This window comes from Clostridium sp. Marseille-P3244 (assembly GCF_900120155.1).
In the GTDB taxonomy this organism is placed as follows: domain Bacteria; phylum Bacillota; class Clostridia; order Lachnospirales; family Lachnospiraceae; genus Mediterraneibacter.
Genome location: NZ_LT635549.1, coordinates 662,186 through 684,584, shown reverse-complemented (window position 1 = coordinate 684,584; position 22,399 = coordinate 662,186). Strand labels below are relative to the sequence as shown.

Annotated in this window: 18 protein-coding genes and 2 pseudogenes; 1 reads left to right on the top strand and 19 read right to left on the bottom strand. The window is 39.8% G+C overall.

Going from position 1 to position 22,399, the window contains the following annotated elements; translation table 11 throughout:
• The first annotated feature begins 42 nt into the window (after positions 1-42).
• Positions 43-1,188 carry a transposase gene (locus tag BQ7367_RS04915; protein ID WP_235837530.1) on the top strand — a complete coding sequence of 382 codons (1,146 nt, stop codon included), beginning with the start codon at positions 43-45 and terminating at the stop codon, positions 1,186-1,188.
• Between the two features lie 194 nt (positions 1,189-1,382).
• On the opposite strand, the gene guaA is transcribed toward BQ7367_RS04915, so the two are convergent.
• From guaA to BQ7367_RS04820, 19 genes and pseudogenes are all read right to left on the bottom strand, one after another.
• Positions 1,383-2,930, bottom strand: coding sequence for a glutamine-hydrolyzing GMP synthase (guaA, locus tag BQ7367_RS04910; protein WP_072524451.1), 1,548 nt, complete (start codon positions 2,928-2,930; stop codon positions 1,383-1,385).
• Between the two features lie 219 nt (positions 2,931-3,149).
• Positions 3,150-4,508 (bottom strand): MATE family efflux transporter, encoded by a 1,359-nt coding sequence (locus BQ7367_RS04905; protein ID WP_235837553.1) that lies wholly within the window; start codon positions 4,506-4,508, stop codon positions 3,150-3,152.
• A gap of 167 nt (positions 4,509-4,675) precedes the next feature.
• On the bottom strand, positions 4,676-4,903 hold the full coding sequence (locus BQ7367_RS04900; RefSeq protein WP_072524449.1) for an HPr family phosphocarrier protein: 228 nt from the start codon (positions 4,901-4,903) through the stop codon (positions 4,676-4,678).
• 310 nt (positions 4,904-5,213) lie between these two features.
• Positions 5,214-5,363 (bottom strand): annotated as a pseudogene (locus tag BQ7367_RS04895) (sporulation transcriptional regulator SpoIIID); the annotation flags it as partial.
• Positions 5,350-6,927: a recombinase family protein gene (locus BQ7367_RS04890; protein ID WP_442855352.1), complete on the bottom strand. Its 1,578-nt coding sequence runs from the start codon at positions 6,925-6,927 to the stop codon at positions 5,350-5,352. The pseudogene BQ7367_RS04895 and the gene BQ7367_RS04890, both read right to left, overlap by 14 nt.
• Positions 6,928-7,052: 125 nt before the next feature.
• A complete protein-coding gene (locus BQ7367_RS04885) occupies positions 7,053-9,020 on the bottom strand; it encodes a hypothetical protein (RefSeq protein ID WP_072524448.1) in 1,968 nt (655 codons plus the stop codon).
• 13 nt (positions 9,021-9,033) lie between these two features.
• A complete protein-coding gene (locus tag BQ7367_RS04880; protein WP_072524447.1) occupies positions 9,034-9,729 on the bottom strand; it encodes an RloB family protein in 696 nt (231 codons plus the stop codon).
• Complete coding sequence (locus tag BQ7367_RS04875) at positions 9,722-10,948, bottom strand: AAA family ATPase (protein ID WP_072524446.1); 1,227 nt, start codon at positions 10,946-10,948, stop codon at positions 9,722-9,724. Before BQ7367_RS04875 ends, BQ7367_RS04880 begins: the two co-directional genes overlap by 8 nt.
• Positions 10,949-11,150: 202 nt before the next feature.
• Positions 11,151-11,327 (bottom strand): hypothetical protein, encoded by a 177-nt coding sequence (locus tag BQ7367_RS14555; RefSeq protein ID WP_200786706.1) that lies wholly within the window; start codon positions 11,325-11,327, stop codon positions 11,151-11,153.
• Positions 11,328-11,403: 76 nt separating this feature from the next.
• Complete coding sequence (locus BQ7367_RS04870; protein WP_072524445.1) at positions 11,404-11,595, bottom strand: P-loop NTPase family protein; 192 nt, start codon at positions 11,593-11,595, stop codon at positions 11,404-11,406.
• Between the two features lie 201 nt (positions 11,596-11,796).
• A complete protein-coding gene (mutT, locus tag BQ7367_RS04865; RefSeq protein ID WP_072524444.1) occupies positions 11,797-12,189 on the bottom strand; it encodes an 8-oxo-dGTP diphosphatase MutT in 393 nt (130 codons plus the stop codon).
• 12 nt (positions 12,190-12,201) lie between these two features.
• The gene (locus tag BQ7367_RS04860; RefSeq protein ID WP_442855395.1) at positions 12,202-15,132 is read right to left on the bottom strand and encodes a DEAD/DEAH box helicase; all 2,931 of its coding nucleotides are present in this window, start codon (positions 15,130-15,132) and stop codon (positions 12,202-12,204) included.
• 504 nt (positions 15,133-15,636) lie between these two features.
• Positions 15,637-16,269, bottom strand: coding sequence for a DUF4230 domain-containing protein (locus tag BQ7367_RS04855; protein ID WP_072524442.1), 633 nt, complete (start codon positions 16,267-16,269; stop codon positions 15,637-15,639).
• A 48-nt stretch (positions 16,270-16,317) separates the two neighbouring features.
• A complete protein-coding gene (locus BQ7367_RS04850) occupies positions 16,318-17,394 on the bottom strand; it encodes a hypothetical protein (protein ID WP_235837552.1) in 1,077 nt (358 codons plus the stop codon).
• 176 nt (positions 17,395-17,570) lie between these two features.
• The gene (locus BQ7367_RS04845) at positions 17,571-18,419 is read right to left on the bottom strand and encodes a hypothetical protein (protein ID WP_143142959.1); all 849 of its coding nucleotides are present in this window, start codon (positions 18,417-18,419) and stop codon (positions 17,571-17,573) included.
• Positions 18,406-18,840 (bottom strand): MerR family transcriptional regulator, encoded by a 435-nt coding sequence (locus tag BQ7367_RS04840; RefSeq protein WP_072524439.1) that lies wholly within the window; start codon positions 18,838-18,840, stop codon positions 18,406-18,408. Before BQ7367_RS04840 ends, BQ7367_RS04845 begins: the two co-directional genes overlap by 14 nt.
• A gap of 247 nt (positions 18,841-19,087) precedes the next feature.
• A pseudogene (locus BQ7367_RS04835) lies at positions 19,088-19,219 on the bottom strand (sporulation transcriptional regulator SpoIIID); the annotation flags it as partial.
• Between the two features lie 104 nt (positions 19,220-19,323).
• Positions 19,324-21,003 (bottom strand): SWIM zinc finger family protein, encoded by a 1,680-nt coding sequence (locus BQ7367_RS04830; protein ID WP_083588877.1) that lies wholly within the window; start codon positions 21,001-21,003, stop codon positions 19,324-19,326.
• A 31-nt stretch (positions 21,004-21,034) separates the two neighbouring features.
• Positions 21,035-22,288 carry an ATP-binding protein gene (locus BQ7367_RS04820; RefSeq protein WP_072524437.1) on the bottom strand — a complete coding sequence of 418 codons (1,254 nt, stop codon included), beginning with the start codon at positions 22,286-22,288 and terminating at the stop codon, positions 21,035-21,037.
• Positions 22,289-22,399: the final 111 nt, after the last annotated feature.

Below are 22,399 nucleotides of genomic sequence, written 5' to 3'. Positions count from 1 at the left end.
TCCCGCAGACTTTCGAAACCAGATCGGAAGTTCACAGCAGATATGGTTTATGGCATTCTGGCATCCAGAAGCTGTCTGCTCACTGATATTTCCGACCAGCTTCATGAAACGGTACATAAGGTGAATACTGTAAAACGGCTTTCAAATCATCTTTCGGAAGGAACGCCGGCTTCTGCTGCCGCTTCTTATCTCCACACCGTAAAGAGACTCGTTCCCTCTGAACCAGTGGTCCTCATTGATGAAAGTGATATCGTAAAACCAGATGGAAAACAGTTTGAAGCTCTTGGTATCGTTCGCGATGGTTCTGAAAGCACACAGACGAAAAGTGTTTATAAAAAAGGATACCATGTAACAGAGGCCTGTGTCCTGACTGCCAACAAGCATCCTGTCAGTGTTTTTTCCATGATCCATTCTTCTGTTGAGAAGGACTATAAATCTGTAAATACCATCACATTTGATGCGATCAAACAGGCATCTGCTCTTTTCGGAAAGGCCACCTTTGTTATGGACCGCGGTTATGATGACAATAAGATCTTTCTCATCCTCGACCATCTGAAGCAGGATTACGTGATCCGCCTGAAATCCAACCGGAAACTTCTTTATCACAACAAATGGACAAAGGCAACGGAACTGCAGAATCGGAGGAAAGGGAAAGTAAAAGCGGATGTTTTCTATAAGGGAAAAGAGCATACCGCATATCTTTCCCACGTAAAAGTTCAGATCACTGCCTCCCGGAAAAATATTTATCTGGTCCTGGTCTATGGGATCACGGAACATCCCATGATGCTGGCTACAAACAAAGAGATCCGTTCAAAGGATGATGTGATCCGCATTGCCAGAACTTATTTTTCCAGATGGCGGATCGAGGAATATTTCCGTTGTAAAAAGCAGACCTATCAGTTTGAAAATTTCCGTGTAAGAAAACTGGAAGCCATTAATGCGCTTAACTTTTATATTACTTTAGCCATGGCATTTTTAGCTCAGGAAGAATTAAGTCCTGAGACAAACGCCCTGAAAGTTTCAATCATACAGGAAGCAGACCCGATCAAGGAAAAAGTCAGTTTCTGCTATTACCGGCTGGCAAAAGGCATCTCCGGCATACTGTCACATGCCAAAGAGGGCATCCGGCTCTGGTACAGGACAAAGCGTCCGACATACCGTCAACTCTGCCTTAAGCTGACCGCCTGAATAGATAAAAGTATATGTCTCCCAAAGCCCGGTTCCGGCGGGGCTTATAAAAGTGCCTCTACTCTCGGTGCTGCCATTCTAAATCTCTCAAAAAATGGGCAGATTGGTACTTTAGAAAGACATACTCATCTTTTTAGTACAATCTGCGGAAACTCAAGAACTTCCCTCTAAAATTATATGCCAAACGCTTTAAATTATTCGAACTCGATCGTCCCCGGCGGCTTACTGGTCAGATCGTACATGACCCTGTTGACCCCGCGGACTTCATTAATGATTCGGCTCATCACCTTATTCAGCACTTCATATGGGATCTCGGCCGCCTCGGCAGTCATGAAATCCACTGTATTCACAGCCCGCAGCGCCACGGCATAATCATAGGTCCTCTCATCCCCCATGACTCCCACGCTCCGCATATTGGTCAGCCCGGCAAAATACTGTCCGATACTGCGGTCCAGCCCGGCGTTTGCGATCTCTTCCCTGTAGATCGCGTCCGCATCCTGGACGATCCGCACCTTTTCCGCAGTCACCTCACCCACAATGCGCACACCCAGCCCCGGTCCCGGAAACGGCTGGCGGAATACAAGATGTTCCGGAAGCCCCAGTTCAAGTCCGGCCTTGCGTACCTCGTCTTTAAACAGATCGCGCAGCGGCTCAATGATCTCTTTGAAATCTACATAATCCGGAAGACCTCCCACATTATGGTGGGACTTGATCACAGCCGACTCACCTCCCAGGCCGCTCTCCACCACATCCGGATAGATCGTTCCCTGTACAAGGAAATCCACAGCGCCGATCTTTTTCGCCTCTTCTTCAAACACACGAATAAATTCTTCTCCGATGATCTTCCGCTTCTTCTCCGGCTCCTCCACTCCTTTCAGTTTCCCGTAGAATCGCTCCTGGGCATTCACGCGGATAAAATTCAGGTCATAGGGACCTTCGGGACCGAACACAGCCTCCACCTCGTCGCCCTCATTTTTCCTGAGCAAACCATGGTCAACGAATACACATGTAAGCTGTTTCCCGATCGCCTTGGACATCATAACCGCAGCCACAGAAGAGTCCACTCCGCCGGACAGAGCGCACAGCACTTTGCCGTCACCTACCTTCCCGCGGATCTCCTTTACGGTATTTTCTACGAAAGCATCCATCTTCCAGTCACCGGCGCAGCCACATACATTTTTGACAAAGTTATTGATCATCTTCGTCCCTTCCGCCGTGTGAAGCACTTCCGGATGGAACTGGATGGCATACAGTTTCTCCGCCTCATTTTCAGCGGCAGCTGTAGGGCAGTCGGCAGTATGGGCTGTAACTTCAAATCCCGGAGCGGTCTGAGAGATGTAATCGAAATGACTCATCCAGCAGACTGTGGGCGAGGAAACGCCCTGGAACACTTTGGATGCCGCCTTGTCAATAATCACTTCTGTCTTCCCGTACTCCCTGACATCCGCGCGCTCTACCTTGCCGCCAAGCACATGCATCATCAGCTGAGCGCCGTAACAAAGTCCCAGTACCGGAATCCCCAGCCGGAACAGCTCGTCCGTATATGTAGGAGAGTCCGGCTCATAACAGCTGTTGGGCCCCCCTGTCAGGATGATCCCTTTGGGGTTCATTTCCTTGATCTTCTCAATCTCTGTCCTGTAAGAATAAATCTCACAATATACATTACATTCCCTTACCCGCCTGGCGACAAGCTGATTATACTGCCCGCCGAAATCCAGCACGATCACTAATTCGTTCTTCAAGATTTCCCTCCTGTAAAACATGCATCCGTCATGGTCTGGCTTCCATACAGAACACTTTTCTGTTTTTAACTTTCCTGTTGATATCAATTATAGTTGAGCGACTTTTGTTTTACAAGCATTTCTTAGATACTCTGTGTCTCTCATTGCGATCTCCGAAATCTTGTCTCCCGGTCCCCCACAGCCCTGCCGCTGCCCGTCTCCCCTTAGTATTCCCAATCCTCAGATCGAATGGATCAGCTTCCATTTCCCTGTCTTATATCTGAGTGCCATACATACCGCTCTCACACACCAGTCGATTACCATAGCGATCCATACTCCCAGCACACCAAGGCCAAAATATCCGCCCAGTATATAGCTGAATACAATCCGGAAAATCCACATGGACGCCAGCGCAATAATCATAGTAACTTTTGCGTCCCCTGCCGCCCTCAGCGTAGCAGGAAGAGAAAATGCTACCGGCCAGATCAGGCACGCGCTCACGCTGTGGAAATATATGATCACACGGGAAGTTTCCGCAGTCACGTCAGAAAGGTTATATGCCCACAGAATAAACGGTACAAGCGCCAGGATCACAAGGTTGATCACCCACATACATACGTACACCAGCTTGAGCAACTTCTTTGTAAAATACTCTGCCTGCTCGTAATCTCCCGCGCCCACGCACCGCGCGATAACCGCCGTGATCGCCAGATTGATAGCCATTCCCGGAAGAATCTGAAAACTGGCGACTACATTGCAGACCGCATTTGCCGCAATGGCATATGTCCCAAATGTAGATACCAGACTGAGCACGATGATCTTTCCGAGCTGAAACATGGCGTTTTCCATTCCATTCGGGATTCCGATGCCCAGGATCCGTTTCACCATCGTCCATTCCGGCCGGTAGCGGAATGTCTTTTTTAAATGAATCACATGATGCTGCCCGCAGAGCAGCGCAATGATCAGCACTGCCGCCGTGATCCGTGATACCAGCGTCGGAATCGCGACGCCTTCTGTCCCTCTGTGAAATCCGTAGATCAGAGTGGCATTTCCGGCTACATTGATCACATTCATGATGATTGCTACCTGCATGGATATCCTGGAATTCCCCATCACACGGAAAACTGCCGCGCCTGCGTTGTAAAGAGCGATAAACGGAATCGATGCCGTCACGATCAGCAGATAGGTGTTGGCATGTGCCATGACATCTGCGTCAATCTGCCCGAACACAACATGCAGGATAAACCATTTTCCGCAGTAGATCAGCGCCATGATCACCACCGCGAGGATCGTGGTAAACCAGACCAGCTGTGTCGCTGCCCTGCACGACTGCTTTTCATTCTTCTGTCCAAGATACTGTCCTGCAATGACTGCGCCGCCCGTTGCCAGAGCCGCGAAAAGATTAATAAACAGAGTCATGATATTATCTACAAGGGAAACTCCGGATACCGCTGCCTCCCCGACACTGGCCACCATGACGGAGTCTGCCATTCCGACCAGCACAGTAAGAAACTGCTCGATGATCAATGGAAGAATCAGCGCTGCCAGTTTTTTATTGTCAAATAACAACCTGCTTTTTTCAATGTTATACTTTTTCATAAACCATCTGCCTCTCATTTTCCCCTTCCTTCCATCGGATCTCACTCCTCCGGATCCAGATAAAACTCTCCGTAAAACACACGCTATTTTATATTCGGATAATCAAAGATTCCCGGCGCTAATACGCCGGGAAATTTATACAGACCAATTTCTTCCAGTTTCTGCTTTTATGCTGCGTATTTCGCAATCTCTTTCTGAAGCTCATCGCAGTCATCCGAATACATCTGAAGCTGAATTTCCTGATTGAGTCCGAGATTCATGATACCAAGCAGGGACTTTGCGTCAACCACAATCCGTCCCCTCTTCATGTCCATGTGAAAGTCATACCTGGAGACTGTGTTTACAAATTCAAGAATCTCATCCGGATTTTTAAAAGTAACCTTCATTTCATTCATTACTCATTTCACCTCTTCTTTGAATCGTTGTGAGAACTTATGTTGCAATCTGTTTACACATTTCAGTAAAATGTCTTCTGGTCTTCTTTTACAGTTTTCCGTTATCCATACTACCACATAATTCCATTCAAAGAAAGATAAAATTTTAACAAAATCGAATTATTTTTACAGCTTTTTACATTCTGTCTTCCAAATTCCTCTATTTTTCTACAGAATTATCCTGTTTTCTGCATGTCATTCCCGATAAAAAAAGAATTCTCGACAGGTTTGCAAAAATCTGCCGGGAATTCTTTGCGCCTCGTATTTCAATCTAATGCTGATGAAGATATTTCTCTCTCGTAGCCATCCCACCCCGGATATGCCGTTCAGATTTATTTGTGTCAAGCACCTTTCGGGCTTCCCTGGCAAGGGAGGGATTGATCTGGAGGAGCCGCTCGGTTACATCTTTATGTGCGGTCGTGATGATTTTGAACTGTTTTATTTTCAGCAGATCCATCTTCGATCAATACCGTTTCATCCAGCCCCAGTTCACCCAGAAGTTTCAGATAAATATCCACATTTCCGTCCTTGTCCACCTCGATCTTCTGGATGATCTTTTTCAGCTGCGTGTTCGTCATCTGGTGCACATCCGTGATATCCTCAATTTCCCTGAAAGTTGTATTCAATAGTTCCTCCAACTGGTCGCCCTTGGTGATCTGATAGGAAACCATTTTCAGTTCATTTTCCAGACGCTCGATCTCCTGCCTTGCCCCGCCGATCCGGTCATTGAGCTCCTGGCGTGTAATCAGATCATCAGTGTACATGTCCATATATTTCTCACGCATGGCTTTCAATTTGGAAAGCTTATCCCGCAGTTCTTTTTCGTACTCCACATTTTCATCTTTCGCCTTATATACCCGCTGGAATTCCTTCACCACATACTGGATCACTTTCTTTTTATTCTTCAATACATTTGAAAAATATTCCTGTAGAACTTCAATCAATTCCTCCTCATCCAGTGTCACCGTATTAGGGCAGGAATCTGCGCCCCGTCCGTTATGCCCTGAGCACACCCAACGTACATAGGTGTTCTTATACTTACGGACCGTCCGACGGAACGACCAGCCGCATTCTTTACACTTGATCAGCGTGGAGAAAAGATACTTGTTGCTCTGCCTTTCATGATTCAAGTTAAATGCCTGATGACGGGAATGGAGGATCTTCTGTGCCTGCTCAAACACTTCCTCATCAATGATCTTCAATTCCGGCCGCTCCGTCACAAGCCATTCCGTCTCTTCCTTTTCCTTCCGCTGACCGGTAAGGAAATCTGCTACTTCCTGTTTGCCATTAATTATCTTTCCGGTATAGAGTTCATTCGTAAGGACACGGCTGATGGCATTCTGGCTCCATCGGCAGTTCCGTTTCGTCCGAATCCCCTGTTCATTCAATTTATTGGAAATGGACGCACAGCCAAAACCGTCCTGAATGTACCACTGGAAAATCTGACGGATCACGTTCGCCTCTTTCTCATTGATCGTCAGATTGAAATAATCCCCTATCGTTTTATCGTAGCCGTAAACAATATTTGGCACCCGGCCTTTCTCCGCATTCACTTTCTTGCCAAATTTGATACGCTTTGATGTATTGGCGCTCTCCTCCTGCGCCAGGGCGCCGAATATAGTCAGGACGAATTCACTGTTGCCCATGCTGGTCATATTGGCAGTGAGGAACTGTGTCTCTATTCCCAATGTCTTTAATCTCCGTACATTCTGGAGCAGATCCACTGTGTTCCTGGCAAAACGGGAAATATCCTTGACAACAACCATATCAAAAAGGCCGTGCTCCGCATCGGCCATCATTTGTAAAAACTCTTTTCTGTTTTTGATTTTGGTTCCGGAAATGCCTTCATCCGCATATACTTTAACGAGATGATCGCCGGTACGCTGCACATATTCAGTGAAGAATTGCTTCTGGGTCTCTAAACTGTTCAGCTGGTCGGATTTATCCGTGGAAACACGGCAATAGGCTGCGATGTTCATAAGCATTTGCCTTTCTGTTACATCTATTACAATCAGTTACTATTTATATTTTGATTATAACACATAAGACTGATTTGTACAGAGCGAAAAGAAAATTCCGGCGCATATACGCCGGATATATTTTCTTAATATTATGAAACTCTTATATTTTCATTCATAGAAATTAGTTCGCATACCTCATCTAATTCAATAAATGTTACTTTTTTACCTGATAATTTTGCCAGATATCTTAAGGTGCCTTTTAGTCCCGCATCTATATACTGCGGAACAATTACCGCTATAATTTCGCAACGATTGTCTGACATTCCTTGTTCTATAAACTGTCGTATTATTTCCTGACCTTCTGATGAAGTTGATAATAACGGACTTGAAATTTTATCATCAACTGTTTTATTCCCCCTTGAATTATTTTTACTATTCTTTTTTATAATTCCTAGCAATTCATATGATTTATTGCCAATTCGCACTTGAGAAGATACATCACCATATTCTGTTCCTTTATGCGGTTGGGGACGATAATTAGGCAAAATCGAATAGAACAATTTAGGCAGACAAACCATATCCTTATTTTTTATGCACTCATTAATTTTTTTATTAGAACAAACTCCCGATTTACATTTTTCATTCATGTTTACTGCATATGCTTTTAATCTATTCGATAAAGTTATCGTGTCATGTTTAAAACATTCTATTTCTTCAAATGGAACTTCAACTTCCGTCTGTATATTATCTATTCCGTTAATAATATTAAGCTTATCATCCACAATAAAAATATTATAATTTAATGTTGAATCCTTAAAAATTTTTCTTATATTTTTATCTATCATTCGCTTTAATGATTCTGTACCTATAAACCATGGAACAATATCACAACCGTTATGCCCCTCTGAACATTGAATCCTAATTGGAGCACCACATCCACATGGCTGAATTTTCCCTTTAATTATTTGTAATTCTGCTCCGCAATTAGCACAATACGGTATTTCATAGGAATCACATGAGTTACAATAAATTCTAATAAACTTGAGAAAAAATTTATTATTTTGTAAAACAGCTAATTTATCTTGGGGAATCTGTACCTCATAATTTTCTTGCTCAAGGGCAGATATTACCTGTGTCAAATACCAATTTAATTGTGGATACTCTGCTGTAGAAATTCCTGTCCATTTTATCTCTTGTCCTGTTTCTTTGTAAATTTCTTCTGCCGGTTTCCCTTTTAAATTTTCAATTTCCTCAAAAATTGTTTCAATGGCTTTTTCAGACCACTCAAACAAAACAGGTGCTGGCAAGTGACGATATATACCAATGCTGCCCTTTCTTATATTATATTTGATAGTTGCATCTATATCATCCGTAATTTCTGCAATAAAACTTCCAGAAGTATCTATTCTTTCGGCACGAATTCTTCCAATTTCTTCTTCTTGTTTATCTGTAATTCCACCTGCTCGCGATACAATCGTCTTTTCTCCAGCTTGACCTTGTAAAACCATCCTGCTAATCGCTTTAAAATTTGTACATTTATCGATTGCAGATTTAGGTGGCTTGATTTGAGTTATCGGATTTGATAATGTGTCTGAGATAAAATGAGTAATAAATGTTGTCATTTTTTCATGTTTGCTCATACACGCAAGATATGTTGCTTTTTTTCCAACCCACAGACATCCTCTATGCTGTTCCCAAACTCCATCATTTTTGCCCTCTTCATTTACATATGAATATTCTTTACTATATACATATAAAATTTCAACACGATTCTCATAATCATTAACAGAAAGAATTTTCATCTTTCTATACCCAGAAATAGACAAATACTCATCTTCCGTATTCACTAAGGTCCAAATCTCATCAAAATCCTCATCTTTCAAACTCTCTTGAAAAGTCCATAATGTAAATGTAATCCTATCCCCATAAATATAGTCGTTTACATATTGTTCGATTTCTTCATCAGTTAAGATACCATTTGACAGTATTTTTTCTATTATTACTTCTTTATCTTTTCCATTAACTTCTTTTTGCTCAACGCCATTCTGAATAGCTATATCATGCAAAGCATACCACGGTAATGTTTGTAATTTCTTTATTTTTTCTACTGTTTCCAATCATATTCTCCTCTCAATACTTCAAACGTATCTCCTCCGGCAAATACTTCGCCAGTTCCTCCACCAACTCATACACCTTCGTTCCCGGTGCTATTTCTGTCGGCGTTTTCCCTTGTCCATCTTTTATGATCCTCTTCGCATACCGTATCGCCAGCTTCGGATTTCCTTTTTCCATCAGAATCTCGAATATGCTTTTCATATTCTTCTGATATTTTCCAATTCCCAAATCCCGGAACTTATCATTCAGAAATGAAATATATTCGGTTCGATGATTATTTGACGTATAGTATGCAAAATGCAGCAGAAACCAGAATTCGATACACTCATTACTCCATGCTGCGTGATACTGCAAATCTAGATTCTCCTGGCTCAACTTCCTTGCCCGCTGTTCAACTCCATTAAAATCTTCCGGTGGAAAGCTGTCTTTGTCATATACACACCAAACCTGTCCTTTTTGGATTTTGTTCTTTTTCACATATCTCTCCGCCATACCAATCACGCGCATCGTTTCTGACTGACATGGTTCTATTTCGATCAGTACCATATCCCGGTAAATCGGATTATCTTCAATATATCTTTTAAATCCTTCAAAGTATAATGGCTCCGTCTGCTGACCCTCACAGAAGATATAATATCTGAATTCTCTCTTTTCCAGATATTCCTTGCGTCGTTTTTTCTTCCATGCCTCCATTCCGGCTTTTTTAGGCATTAACCTTCCCCCAATCTATGATTTTTCTGAGGTACGGATCAGCCCCATACTTCCCTTCCAGGTACTGTTTGTCGAATTTTGCATCTTTCCGTACTGACTCGCCTTTATCATTTTTAAACTCTACCAGAGAATATAATTTAGAATTCTCTTTATTTCCTTTGGCAACAAACCAGATTTCATCTCTCCGGAACACTTCGCTATTCATCGTAGATAAATCATGAGATGTAAAAATCAACTGAGCCCCATGTTTATTTATCTTCATATTATTGAACATCATAATAATGTATCGGAGCAAAACCGGATGTATTTTAGCATCTAGTTCATCAATTACCAGCGTTGTTCCCACTGAGAGGCTCTTCGCAATAAACGGAAGCAGGCCAAATAGCTTCTTTGTTCCGCTGGATTCATCAAACAGATTTAATTCCGTCTCGTAATCGTCAACGACATGTTTTGTAAATACTTCAATCCGATCATGTTCTCTCTCTTCCACTCGGAAGTCCACAATATCCAGATCCATTTCCTGTATCATATCCAGCATCAGTTTCTTCACATGTTCCGAATTTGAAATCGCCATACGCAGTTCCTGGCGCGGATTTCCATAATTCAAGAAATCGATTCCATCATCGAACCAGCTCAATACATCCTGCACCACTTCATTCTTGGCATAAGTAATACCCAAATAAGAAAGCAGTGGCAAAGTCTCGGATAAATCTTCACTTATCTTTAATTTTGAAAAAACACCTTTCAGCGTGATTTCATTTTCATCTCTTTCAAAAAGCGCTGATCTGCGGCCGGTTTCCAGTTTTACCCGGTCCAGCCTTTCATACTCGATCACATCTTTCCTGACAGTCAACTCGTAGCGGTATTCTGCTAATGCAGTCCTGAAAAATAATTCAAACTCTGTCGGCGCATTCACCGTTTCAGCAGAAAAAGCAAACGGTTCGATCAATATTCTTTTTATTCTGATTGCCGCATTTTCATTATCACTGGTCGCATATAACGGTCTCAGCACTTTAAACACCAGACTGTGCAGTGCCTCCAGCACATTGGATTTTCCCCCGCCATTCGGTCCGTAAACCGCTGATACCGGAAGAAATAATTCTCCGTCTCTATCTTTGATCACCCTGTCTTCATGCTCTGAAATGGCGGCTGCCTGCATGTCAAATGTCATTTCATCACGAATGCTTTTAAAATTCTTTACTGTAAACTGGCATAACATTTGTGTTTACCTCCATTTTATTTCAACACCACAATTTTATATTCTCTCACCCTCTATTATATTCATTTCTCCCATTTTGTAAACAATATTTGAGATAAAATCTCATATTTTTCTATGTAATCCCTGATTTGTGCTGTTTTAAGATAAAAAATCACCTGATGCAATATCGTATCAGATGATTTTCATCTCAAAAAACATATCTTCAAACCTGAATTCGTATTCCTTCATTTTCCGATATCTGTTTCTCCATACTCGCCTTTCTGATCACCTCTTCCACCTTTTTCTGATTCGCCTCAATAAACACCTTCAATATATACTCGGCAGCAACTGCCGGATCATTTGGATCATGAAAGCGGTAATTCAGTTTTTTCCTCTTCACGGCAGTCCCACCTCCTTGTCCATTTTTTACAGCCTATGAAAATCAGTCACAGATTAGAATAGATTTTAAAGGCATTTTATATAGTTTCCTCCGCTTCCAGCAGCATCTTTTTGAATTGCTGCATTTTATCTTTTCCCGCAGCTTGACGCCTGCTTTCCCCATCGAACTGAACCGGCACACATTTTTTTGTCCGGTCATAAATCTTTTTATGCATCTCATCTTCCGGATTCTTTATCTGCTGAAGGGAAAGATTGATCATAATGATCATCTTTTTCCCTCTGTTTACCTGGCACCCAGAACACTATACACTGTTTCCAGTCCATAATCCGCCCCTCGCTCTGTTCCAAAATCCAAAAGATAACCAAAACGGATAGATATTCTCCCAATTTTTGAAATTAAAAAAGAGCCACTGATTCAACTTTCAATGGCTCTAGTATTAGAAAATATAACTATAGCATAAACGCCCAATTTATAATTTAATCCTATTACGGACTTGTTCTATCAATCCCTTATCTGCAGGCAGCCAATCCACACTGTCCAGAGTCTCCGCTGTCAGCCATTTCGCTGCCTCATGCTCTTTCAACACAAGCTCTCCTGACTTGATCCTACAGAAAAAGCAATCCATTGACAGGTGGAATTCCGGATAATCATACTCCACTGTTTCCAGATAATCTTTTACTTCAATCTCAGTATCCAGTTCTTCCTTTATTTCTCGTACAAGCGCTTCCTGCGGTGTCTCCCCCGGTTCAATCTTGCCGCCCGGGAATTCCCAGCCATCCTTGAACTCACCGTATCCTCTCTGTGTGGCAAACACTCTATTATTGTTTATTATGATTGCCGCAACTACCTTTACTGTTTTCATTTTAGTCCTCCGCTAATTATTTACAATATACTCGTAGATATCTTCGCGTACCGGAGTATCTAACTCCCATTCAATCTCTACCGCCGTCTTATCCGTGTTTGCCATAATAAACTCTTCTGCTTTTCCAGTTGCTGTCATCCTTCCCAGATAATAGAATTCTTTTGATATCTTATCATCCTTATTTTTGCGAACGAACAACTCTACATTAATTCCACGCTCTCTTGCATGAAGAAAATTCTGCACATCTTCAGACTCTTTTGTTCTGCTCTGCTTTGATATTGCAACCAGTCTGTTCGGGCTCTCAAAATGGTCTTCATATTTGATCGTATCTTTTATATCATCATCCTTATCATAATTAATAAATACTGGAAATGTTTTCGTTTTCCGATCATACTTATATCCGCCCAAATTCAATGGAACCTCGTTATTTTCCCATTCCAGAAGCCTGCATACATCCTCATAAGTATATTTCTGATAAAGCACGAAATTTGTATCCTGATATCTGTGACTGTAATTCTCTTTATATCTTGAAACACCAAACTCAACCAGTTCTTTTACAATCTTATAGAACTCAGGATTTTCCAGCATTTTTTCAAAATCCTGCGATATATCATATTCCCCCATACCCGTTCTCTCCAGAAAAACGCAGTCTGCATAGGTTTTCTTTCCTGAACCGGAAGGAAATTCATTGGTCATTACATTAACCACATTTTTGATCGTTTTTTCCTGCAGCTCTATTCCATAAGCATTTGACAGATCTTTTTTCCATAGATTAAAAAATCCATGGTGGTAAGTCAGCATACGATTGAGCATGGCAAGTTCATGAATCCGTTTCCCGCTGGCCAGCTTTTTTGAAATAAATTCGACCACTTTTTCTTCTGCAGACGAAAGTCTGACTGTATATTCCTTTTCGTATTTAACCAAAAACTTATAATAAGACCCCAGACTGTTATTATCAAAAATACGAAGGACATCCATTTCTCCGTAATCATCAAAATCTTTCAGATCCGGAATTCGTCCCAGTTTATTTTTCAGATTTTTATAATTCTCTCTGATCAACTTAATATCGCTGAAATTTGCATTATCAATGGCCGCAAAAATTCTTTTTCGTGATATTTCATCAAAATGGATCGTCGAAGAGCCCGGAATAATCCGTTCTCCCTCCAGCACATACCGCCGGATATTATCCTTATTGTAGCTTCTGTCTCCAGACAACGCGATCGGTATCATAAAATTATTTTTATAATTCCCAATGAAATCCAGGATCACTACATATTCTTTTTCATCTGCTTTCCGGAGGCCACGTCCCAGTTGCTGTACAAATACAATTGGTGATTCTGTTGGCCGGAGCATGATCACTTGATTCACTTCCGGTATATCAACACCTTCATTAAATATATCCACAGTAAAAATATAATCCAACTTGTCTTCTCCATCATCGAGGACAAGGCGCTCAACCGCATTCTCTCGTTTTTCCTGACTGTCATCTCCTGTCAATGCCAGTGTTCGATATCCTCGTTCATTAAATTTTGCACTCAAGACGCAGGCTTCTTTCTTGGAGCTGCAGAAAACCAACCCTTTCGGCCTCTTTCCACAATAACCATAATACTCCATCTGCTCGATCACGTAATTGACACGCTCCTCACTGGTAAGTCTATTAAAATCTTTCAGCCCGGTATTTTCATCTATAGCTTTACCATCAATCTGCAGATCCGTGATTCCAAAATAATGAAACGGACACAGCAGATCTTCTTCCAGTGCCTGCTGAAGTCGTATCTCATACGCAATATTATGATCAAAAGCCGCATAAACATCAAAAGCATCTGTTCGTTCTGGTGATGCAGTCATTCCCAACCAAAATTGGGGCGTAAAATACTGCATGATATTCTGGTAACTAGCAGCACCGGTGCGATGAGCCTCGTCAATAATAATCGTATCAAACTCATCTTTTTGGAACTTTGTAAGGATCTTTTCCTTTGCCATCATCTGCATGGTCGAGAAGAGATAATCCACATCATAATCCTTTGAATTACCGGAAAGCAATCCAAAAGATCTTGTGTTTCCAAAGACTTTTTTATAACTGGCAATTGCCTGCTTCGCGATTTGCTCTCTGTGTACCAGGAACAATACTTTCTTTGCACCTTCTTCCCGCAGTGCAAATGCGGACGCATAAGTTTTCCCCGTTCCCGTTGCTGAAATCAGCAGTGCTTTCGATTCTCCTGCTGCGCAAATTTTTTCAAGATTAGCAATAAACCCCAACTGCATGGAATTGGGCTGCAGTTTATATTGTTCCAGCGATATAATTTGTGTTTCTTTCGCAATCCTTCTCTGACTTCGGATAATCTGATAGTTAAGTGCGTATTCTTCAATGAAATCATCAAATGCAACTGTATTCTCTGAATTCCATAGTTCTGTAAATTCGGCCATCAGATCTTCCGTATATTCCCCCTGAGCTGTGGAAACCACCTTAGTATTCCACTCTCTATTTTTTGTCAATGCGCTCAAGGTCAAATTAGAACTTCCTACAATGATCCGATAAAGCTCTTTGTTTTTGAAAATATACCCTTTGGTGTGAAAACCTTGCTGCGCCTTATCAGTCCGGTACATTCTCAGTGTAATATTACTTAACTCAGCCAGCTTTCGAAGGGCCCTGGGTTCACTGAAGTTCTGGTAATCTGTTGTGAGAATCTTCCCCGGTATCCCACGTATTTCCAACTCTTTTAATGTCTGAAGCAGAGGAGTAATTCCACCCATAGTGATAAAAGCAACACTGATAAAGAATTCCTTACATGACAAAAGCTCATCCTCAATGGATGAGAGAACTTTACGCCCTTCTTTATAATTATTGGAAATGAACTGCGGCTTATAAGCCAGATTTGACGAATACGCTTTATCCACGTATGCAGTTGTAAATCCTTCCCTTAGTAAATTTTCATTAAACACATTCAATACTGTTCTTCTCCTCGTATGTATATATTTAACAATTTGTATTTTTACTGTCTCTGCCCTGCCCGGTGATATATACTATAGGATTCACCCTAGACACAAACTTCCAATGAACATTATGACACTCAGAAATTTTTCGCTCTACCTATCCTGTTGCTCCGGTTAATCTACATATATCTTATCATCCCTCACTCTAAAGTCACATATTTTATACTCGAAAGAAACTAACTATACAGGATTAACATTCAGCAATAAAATTGCGCTATAGTAATACATCAGTGGATCTTGCTCTCGTGAAAGCTCCTCTCTACACTTACTAATCTAAACTGTTTTACCGTTCATCTCATAATAGCACTATTTTTATGAATAGAAAGACCACTAAATCATGTCTTGCAAGCAAAACTACCTCGCTGTAAGAAATAATGCAAAATAAAACAAAATAATAATTGCTACTATAACTGCTAGTACTATTAATATTTTTTTCATATCATAAGTCTCCTTTTATTTATCCTCATAGACTATTTTATATTGATCCAGATCATACACTTGTCCGAAAAATCCTGTCAAAATAGCTTCTGCATTACTGCGTGCATTATCAAGCAATCCATTGGCAACAGCTTCCTCTTCTGCCTCCTGTTTTAATTCTTTAAGTGCCGTGTTATTCTCTTCTAAAGTCACCTGATTAAAAATGCTTTCTTCTTCATGATATACCTTAAAAGAATCCGTATCAATTTCACTACTTAATATTTTTGTTTCCGGCAGTTTAACTTCAATGGTATTCTCCTTTTCACTCCATTCTATCTCTTCAAAATTAAAACCTGCTTTAATAATTACACCATAACTATATATGTATTTGCTCTGTGTAAATGGAATTTTTGCACCAAACAATTTTCTCGATGAATCCGTAACGCTCACTTGAGTGCAGTAAGCTGATTGAGTCGCTATTTCACCAATATCTTCAAATCCTATTTTCGTTGTCTGATTATCAAAAGAAACTACTCTTCTCACACCAATAATTATAAGCACTATAACTATTAGTAACACGAGTAGCATTATTATTCTTTTTGCAAAAAGATTACTAACCATTTCTCTAAATCTATTATTCTTTTTCTTTTTTGTAGCATTTTCCTGCATAACTGCACTTCTCCTTTTTCCTTAGTATAAATAGAATATATAATTAAATCAAAAATCTATCTCATATTCAAGATATCTTCTGGATTCGTTCTGTACCTCATTCACTACTGTTGAATTCCCAGTACATTTCATCCCCTTTAATACAGCATCAATTTTTATAGCATCCCGCTCTTTTAACCCAGAAGAATTACTAAGTTTCAACATGAATTTTTGATGAAGCAATGGTGCCTGTTTGTTCATTCGCATTTCCACAAGCCCTACTATACTGGGATCATATCTCATATACTTCAATTTAGGATTTACTGGATCATGCCCTGGGCACTCCATCTCAGCAGCAATTTCCACTGTAGTATATTTTTTATCTGTATAATTTTCTTCAATGTCTACAGATCCTGTTTTTTGCAGATCTACATCTCTCTTTTTATTTCTTTCGGAAAATAATATTTTTTCTTCTTTGTAGGTAACCCTAAAGTGCTTTGCACCAAGATCCTGTGCGATCTTTTGCAACTCATTTATACGGACTTGTTTCAAATAACTAAAATATTCATCTAACGCAATATAATTTCGTCTTTCGCTTGGATCCACATAATAAAACTCATTCTCTTGATCTGGATAAAATAAAAGTCCATATAAGTCTATAGAATCTCTAAAAATATTTATAACATAAAGTCCTTTTTGATTAGATATAAACCCAATAGAACCTTTACATACTTCTTTTTCTGCATATTTTTTATCCCTTTCTGTTATTCTTATAAGTTTAGGCATAAGAAAATCTGCATCATTCAAAGTTTCCAAAAATATTGGCTGTAAAGTCTTTAATTCTATTTGACGCGCCTTTTCATCTGCAGTTTCTTTTAACGTCTTTGCACTTTTTCTCACAATGCTCCCAACAGACTCTGCGATTACTGAAACATCTTCTAAATCTACTTTTCCATCATCATTTTGATCTACTGTTTTTACCACAATGTTCTTTGATTTTTCTAACAATTCTTTTGTATTTTCTGATATACCTGTAATTAGTTTTCCAAACTTTTTCTCCATCTTCCTTGGGCAGCCTCTGCTATTCTCCTTTCTTCTCATCAATAAAAATGTAAAACCAAACTTTAGGACATAAAAATTTTTCATTATTATTTTACACCAAATGTTCATTATTCGTAAAAGAGTTTTTACTTTTTTATAGAAACCTTGATAAAATATTTTATACTACAAACTCTATACTAGAGATAAATAAATTTCCATACTCAAAATGGAGAACTATGATTCATTTAAATCATAATTCCCCATTGTATTTAAAATTTTTTCTACTTTGATATCTTAGTCACATACAACTCAATTTCACTTATATTTTGATTCTCCACAAGGTTACTGTACTCATCCCCATTTCCATTTTTCATAAACTCCAATTTCATCTCTGTATTTGGTTCTATACTTTGCTGAGTTACTTTATATTCTTTCAGCACTTCTTCATCAGAGATATCGATATATGATCCATCCTCCGGTATAAGAATAAGTTTAACATTAGCCGCCCCATATGAGTCTCTGAAATCTCCTGCCATTGATACATATCCACACGTAGCAAGATTTCTTCCTGTATAATCACGAATATATTGTGTGTATTTATCTGGAGAAGCTTTAATTTCCAGCACATCTTTCTCTGATTTTCCAGATTCTTTTACTAATTTTATCGAAAGTACGATTTCTTCATATGTCTGATGTTCGATCAATCCGTCTAACTCTTTTCCTCCTTCATCCTTCTCAAAAACATATTTCATTTCCGTATCAGGCGTTATATTCTGATTTATTACAACATATTTTTTCAACTCTTCCTCATCGTCAATATTAATATATGTTCCCTGTCCATTGACAAAGACAAGCTTTAAATAACCTTCTCCATATGTATCCATTCTATCACCGCCCATGGACGTATATCCAAATGAAGCAAGATTTCTTCCGACGTAATCCTTAATATACCAAGTATATTTATCCGGAGAAACTTTTACATTCTTAGGTTTATGTTCTTCTGAAGATTTCTCATTCTCCTCTGTTTGCTTTTCCACACTTTTTCCCATATCATCACTTCTTGTCGGTCCACATGCTGACAACAATACTATCACACTGCACATTACCAATACTACTTTACTCTTTTTCATTTTCTTTTGCCCTTTCCATAATTTCTTCTTTTATTTTTTCTTTCAGTTCTTCAATATACAGTCTATATGTCTTTTCTAAATACTCTTCCGGTCTTATAGGAAACTTATCACATTGCGCCAATGAAATAAATTTTAACTGTACTTTCATTCTGATGATCTTATTTTCTATTTTCTTTTTCTGTCTAATAAAATATATTTCTTTTTGCTCGGGTGGGAGCTTAATTAAATCTTTGATCTCCTTTAATTCAAAATCCATTTCTTTATAAATGAGTATCTGCCAGATCTGCTCTAACGTCTGTTGGTCATATACTCTGTGATTATTAGGTGCTCTTTCTATGGGAAGAATTCCTTCATCATCGTAGTATTGTAACGTTCGTTTGCTCACCCCTACAATTCCACTTACTTCATTAATTTTTTTCATTACGGCCTTTCCTTTCTCCGCAAATCAAAGTATAGCCCATCACGTTAACGTGATAGCAACACTTATTTGCGTATTTGCTTATTACATTTTCCAGAAAAGGTCTTGTAATTTTCGCGAATTTCCAATCTCTTCTATTCCATAATCCAGCTTTTAACTTTTCAAACAAAAGAGGACATATGCCTATAGCACACATCCTCTCTCTAATTTGTAATTTACTTCACCCTATATTTTATCTCTATAAATAGTTCTTTTTTGTTACAACTATATGTACCGTACTCTTGCTGATTCGAAACTGTTTCGCCGTCTGCCTCACAGTCGCGTTATTTTCTATAATATAATCAGCGATTTCCACGGCTCTCTCCTCAATATAATCTTTCAAAAAAATCCCCCTGCAAACATCGTTTTTACAATGTATGCAAGAGGATATAAAGTCATGCCTTTAAGCTTCGCGCTTTTAATTTTTCTATTGCTATTCCCTTGTTCTTAAAACCCTGCTTTCAGCATTTCATCCATCATGGCTTTCCTTCGATAATACACTGCCCGCCAGTTCTTCGCAATCTCAGACGCCTTTTCTTTCCCGCCCGGATATCTTTGGATCTTTTTCAAATATTTCATTAATTCTCTGTACCGGCTTCGATCACTTACCCTTTCCGATTCATGATTCAGATATGAAATATAGATATCCCGTACCTGCTCCGGGAATCTGTCCTTCAGCACTTTTTCATATCTGTCCAGATTATAGATGAACATTTCTTTCCTAATGCATTCAAGCATACGCTCATACATTCCCTCTGCCTCCATAAGCGGATACAGAATCCTGTAATTTTTACTGCTTTTCAGAATCTGTTCCCTATAATCATCCCACTCATTCTCTGTGCAGACCGCTTTAAGTTTATAAATGTGGATCAGATTTTTTTGTGGACACTCAAAGACATAATACAGCAGTTCTTTTTTGTACGCTTCTTGATCTGACCGTGTTTCATATATAGAAACCAATTGCTCACTGTACCGGTCAATCAGCCCCGGATACTCTTTATCCAGAATTTTGCTTTCCTGCAAGATCTGAATCGCCTCATCCAAATTTCCATTGTTAAGGTTCTCTTGTATTTCCAGCTCCCTTACCTCCGGAAATCTCCAGTGTTTCCTTCGATATTCTCTAATCTCTTCCCTTGAAAAATCCAGCCGCTCCATGAGTTCCAGCCGCTTTATAATATTATCCTCGTAGCCGTATTGATTGCTCCACGTACTTCCACAATCTGCAGATGATGCCTGTATTTCAATTCTTTCATCCAGATATTTCAGCTTCTTTTCTAACATATCACGGTTCTGAAACTCATGAGTCAGGAAATCTTCCATATAGTCTTCCATGTAATCTACAACATAATCACATGACAGATGACTCATAAACCAGGAAAACATCTCGCTTTTTTCTTCTTCACCGCAATTCTCCAGTATTTCTTTCCATTTATCATAACATAGATTTGCAAGTTGGGATATACCGCCGTCAGAATCATCCATCTCTATATTTCCAATCGTTTTGAAAACATAATTTGTCAGTTCAAATGCCTGGCGATAACAGTTCCGGTCAATCAATATATCCGCTTTATCTTCCAGATAATTCTCCATCTCCCAGATAAAATCCGGGGCTTTCAGGTAATCAATATAACCGCTTCTGTCACCGTACTCCCATACAAGCTGATCTACTCCCTGTTTTAGCCAATTCATCTGTTTCTCGTCTATCTTTACCGCATATCTGGTCACAAGCATATTCCGGATCTCACTATCCTGCGCAGCAATCCCCTTTACAAAAGATCGTAATTCCTCTTCCGGCATGTTTTCAATGATTTCTTCTGCTTCTTTTTCCGGGTTATCCGGACAAGTCTCTTCTGTCAGAGTATCCTCTTCTACCTGGTCCTCAATCTCAAAAAGAACAGCCGCCATATGCTTGCAATTATTTCCATCTTCTGCGTAGGGGCAGGAACAGTACATCTCATAGATCTGTCCCTCTTCGATCTCAATATCTACTTCATAATCCTCCGTCCCCTCCACAACGGCATGATATCCATGTTCTGTTTTCTGGAGTTCCAGAACTGCGGCATCATAGTAATACGCTTCTCCACGGGCGAGGATATGCTCCCGAAATAACTTTTTCCATCCACTCATAAAATGTTTCTCCTATGTAAACAAATAGATACTACAGTTCCAGACTATTGTCTTTTAACAGAAAATCATACACACTCATTGTTGTAATTCCATTTTCATCCCGTGTCACATTCACTACGTCTTTTACCACAATGATCTTTTTAAAAGAATCTCTAACCTGAAGCAGGGACATTTTCTCCTTCTCCCGCTTTTTTTCATCAGGCATGGCAAAAGCAGACTGGATATAATATCTCTGGCTCCCTCTGTTGGCAATAAAATCTATTTCTAGTTGTTTTCGTTCTGCCTTACCCGCTGCATCTTTCTTCCGCTTTTCCACAATTCCCACATCTACCATATAGCCGCGGCTTCGAAGTTCATTATAAATAATATTTTCCATAAGGTGTGTCTCCTCTGTCTGCCGGAATCTCAGCCTGGCATTCCGCAGTCCGACATCCTCAAAATAATATTTAACAGGAGTTCCGATATATTTCCTTCCTTTTACATTATACCGGTTTGCCTTGTGAATAATAAAAGCATCTTCCAGATATTCGATATACTGACGTATTGTATTTCCACTGATCTTTGACTGCAGCACACTTCTGAATGTGGATTCAATTTTCGGAACATTGGTAAGAGAGCCGACTGCTGAGGCCAGGATATCGACCAGATCTTCCAGCTCCTGTGTCTTTTCAATATGATGTCTCTCAATAATATCCTTCAGATACGTTTCTTCAAACAAGCTTGTCAGATAGGAAATCTTCTGCTCCTCTGTCTTCATGATCACAGTGAGAGGAAGCCCGCCATACAGCATATAGTCCGCCCAGCCATGGTACATATCTCCCCCGTACACCTGCATAAATTCTTTAAACGTCAGTGGAAAGATATGGATTTCATCTCCTCTGCCGCGAAATTCTGTTATGATATCCTTGGATAGAAACCTGGAATTGCTTCCCGTGACGTACACATCAACATTCTCAATATGCAGCAGTGAATTCAATACCTCTTCAAATTCATTTAAAAGCTGCACCTCATCCAGAAGAACATAGTACATTTCATTATCCTGAATACAAGATTCTATATATTCCAGAATGGAGTCGGGATCACGATACTTCCTGTGCTTTCTCTGATCCAGCTCAATTCGGATAATATGAGATTCCGATATCCCCTGTTCCAGCAGATAATTTAGGAATATGTGAAAAATCAGATAGGATTTCCCCGATCTTCTCACGCCCGTCACAACTTTAATCATATGATTATGCATCCGGTTGATCAAATCCCGAAGATATTTATCTCTTTTAATTTCCATCCTTTTCTCTCCTTATATTGAATATCTTTGACACTTTTACCGTTTTTATTTAGTATAATTATAGACGTTCAATATTTTTTTCACAACTCCATATTGAATATTTTTGACATT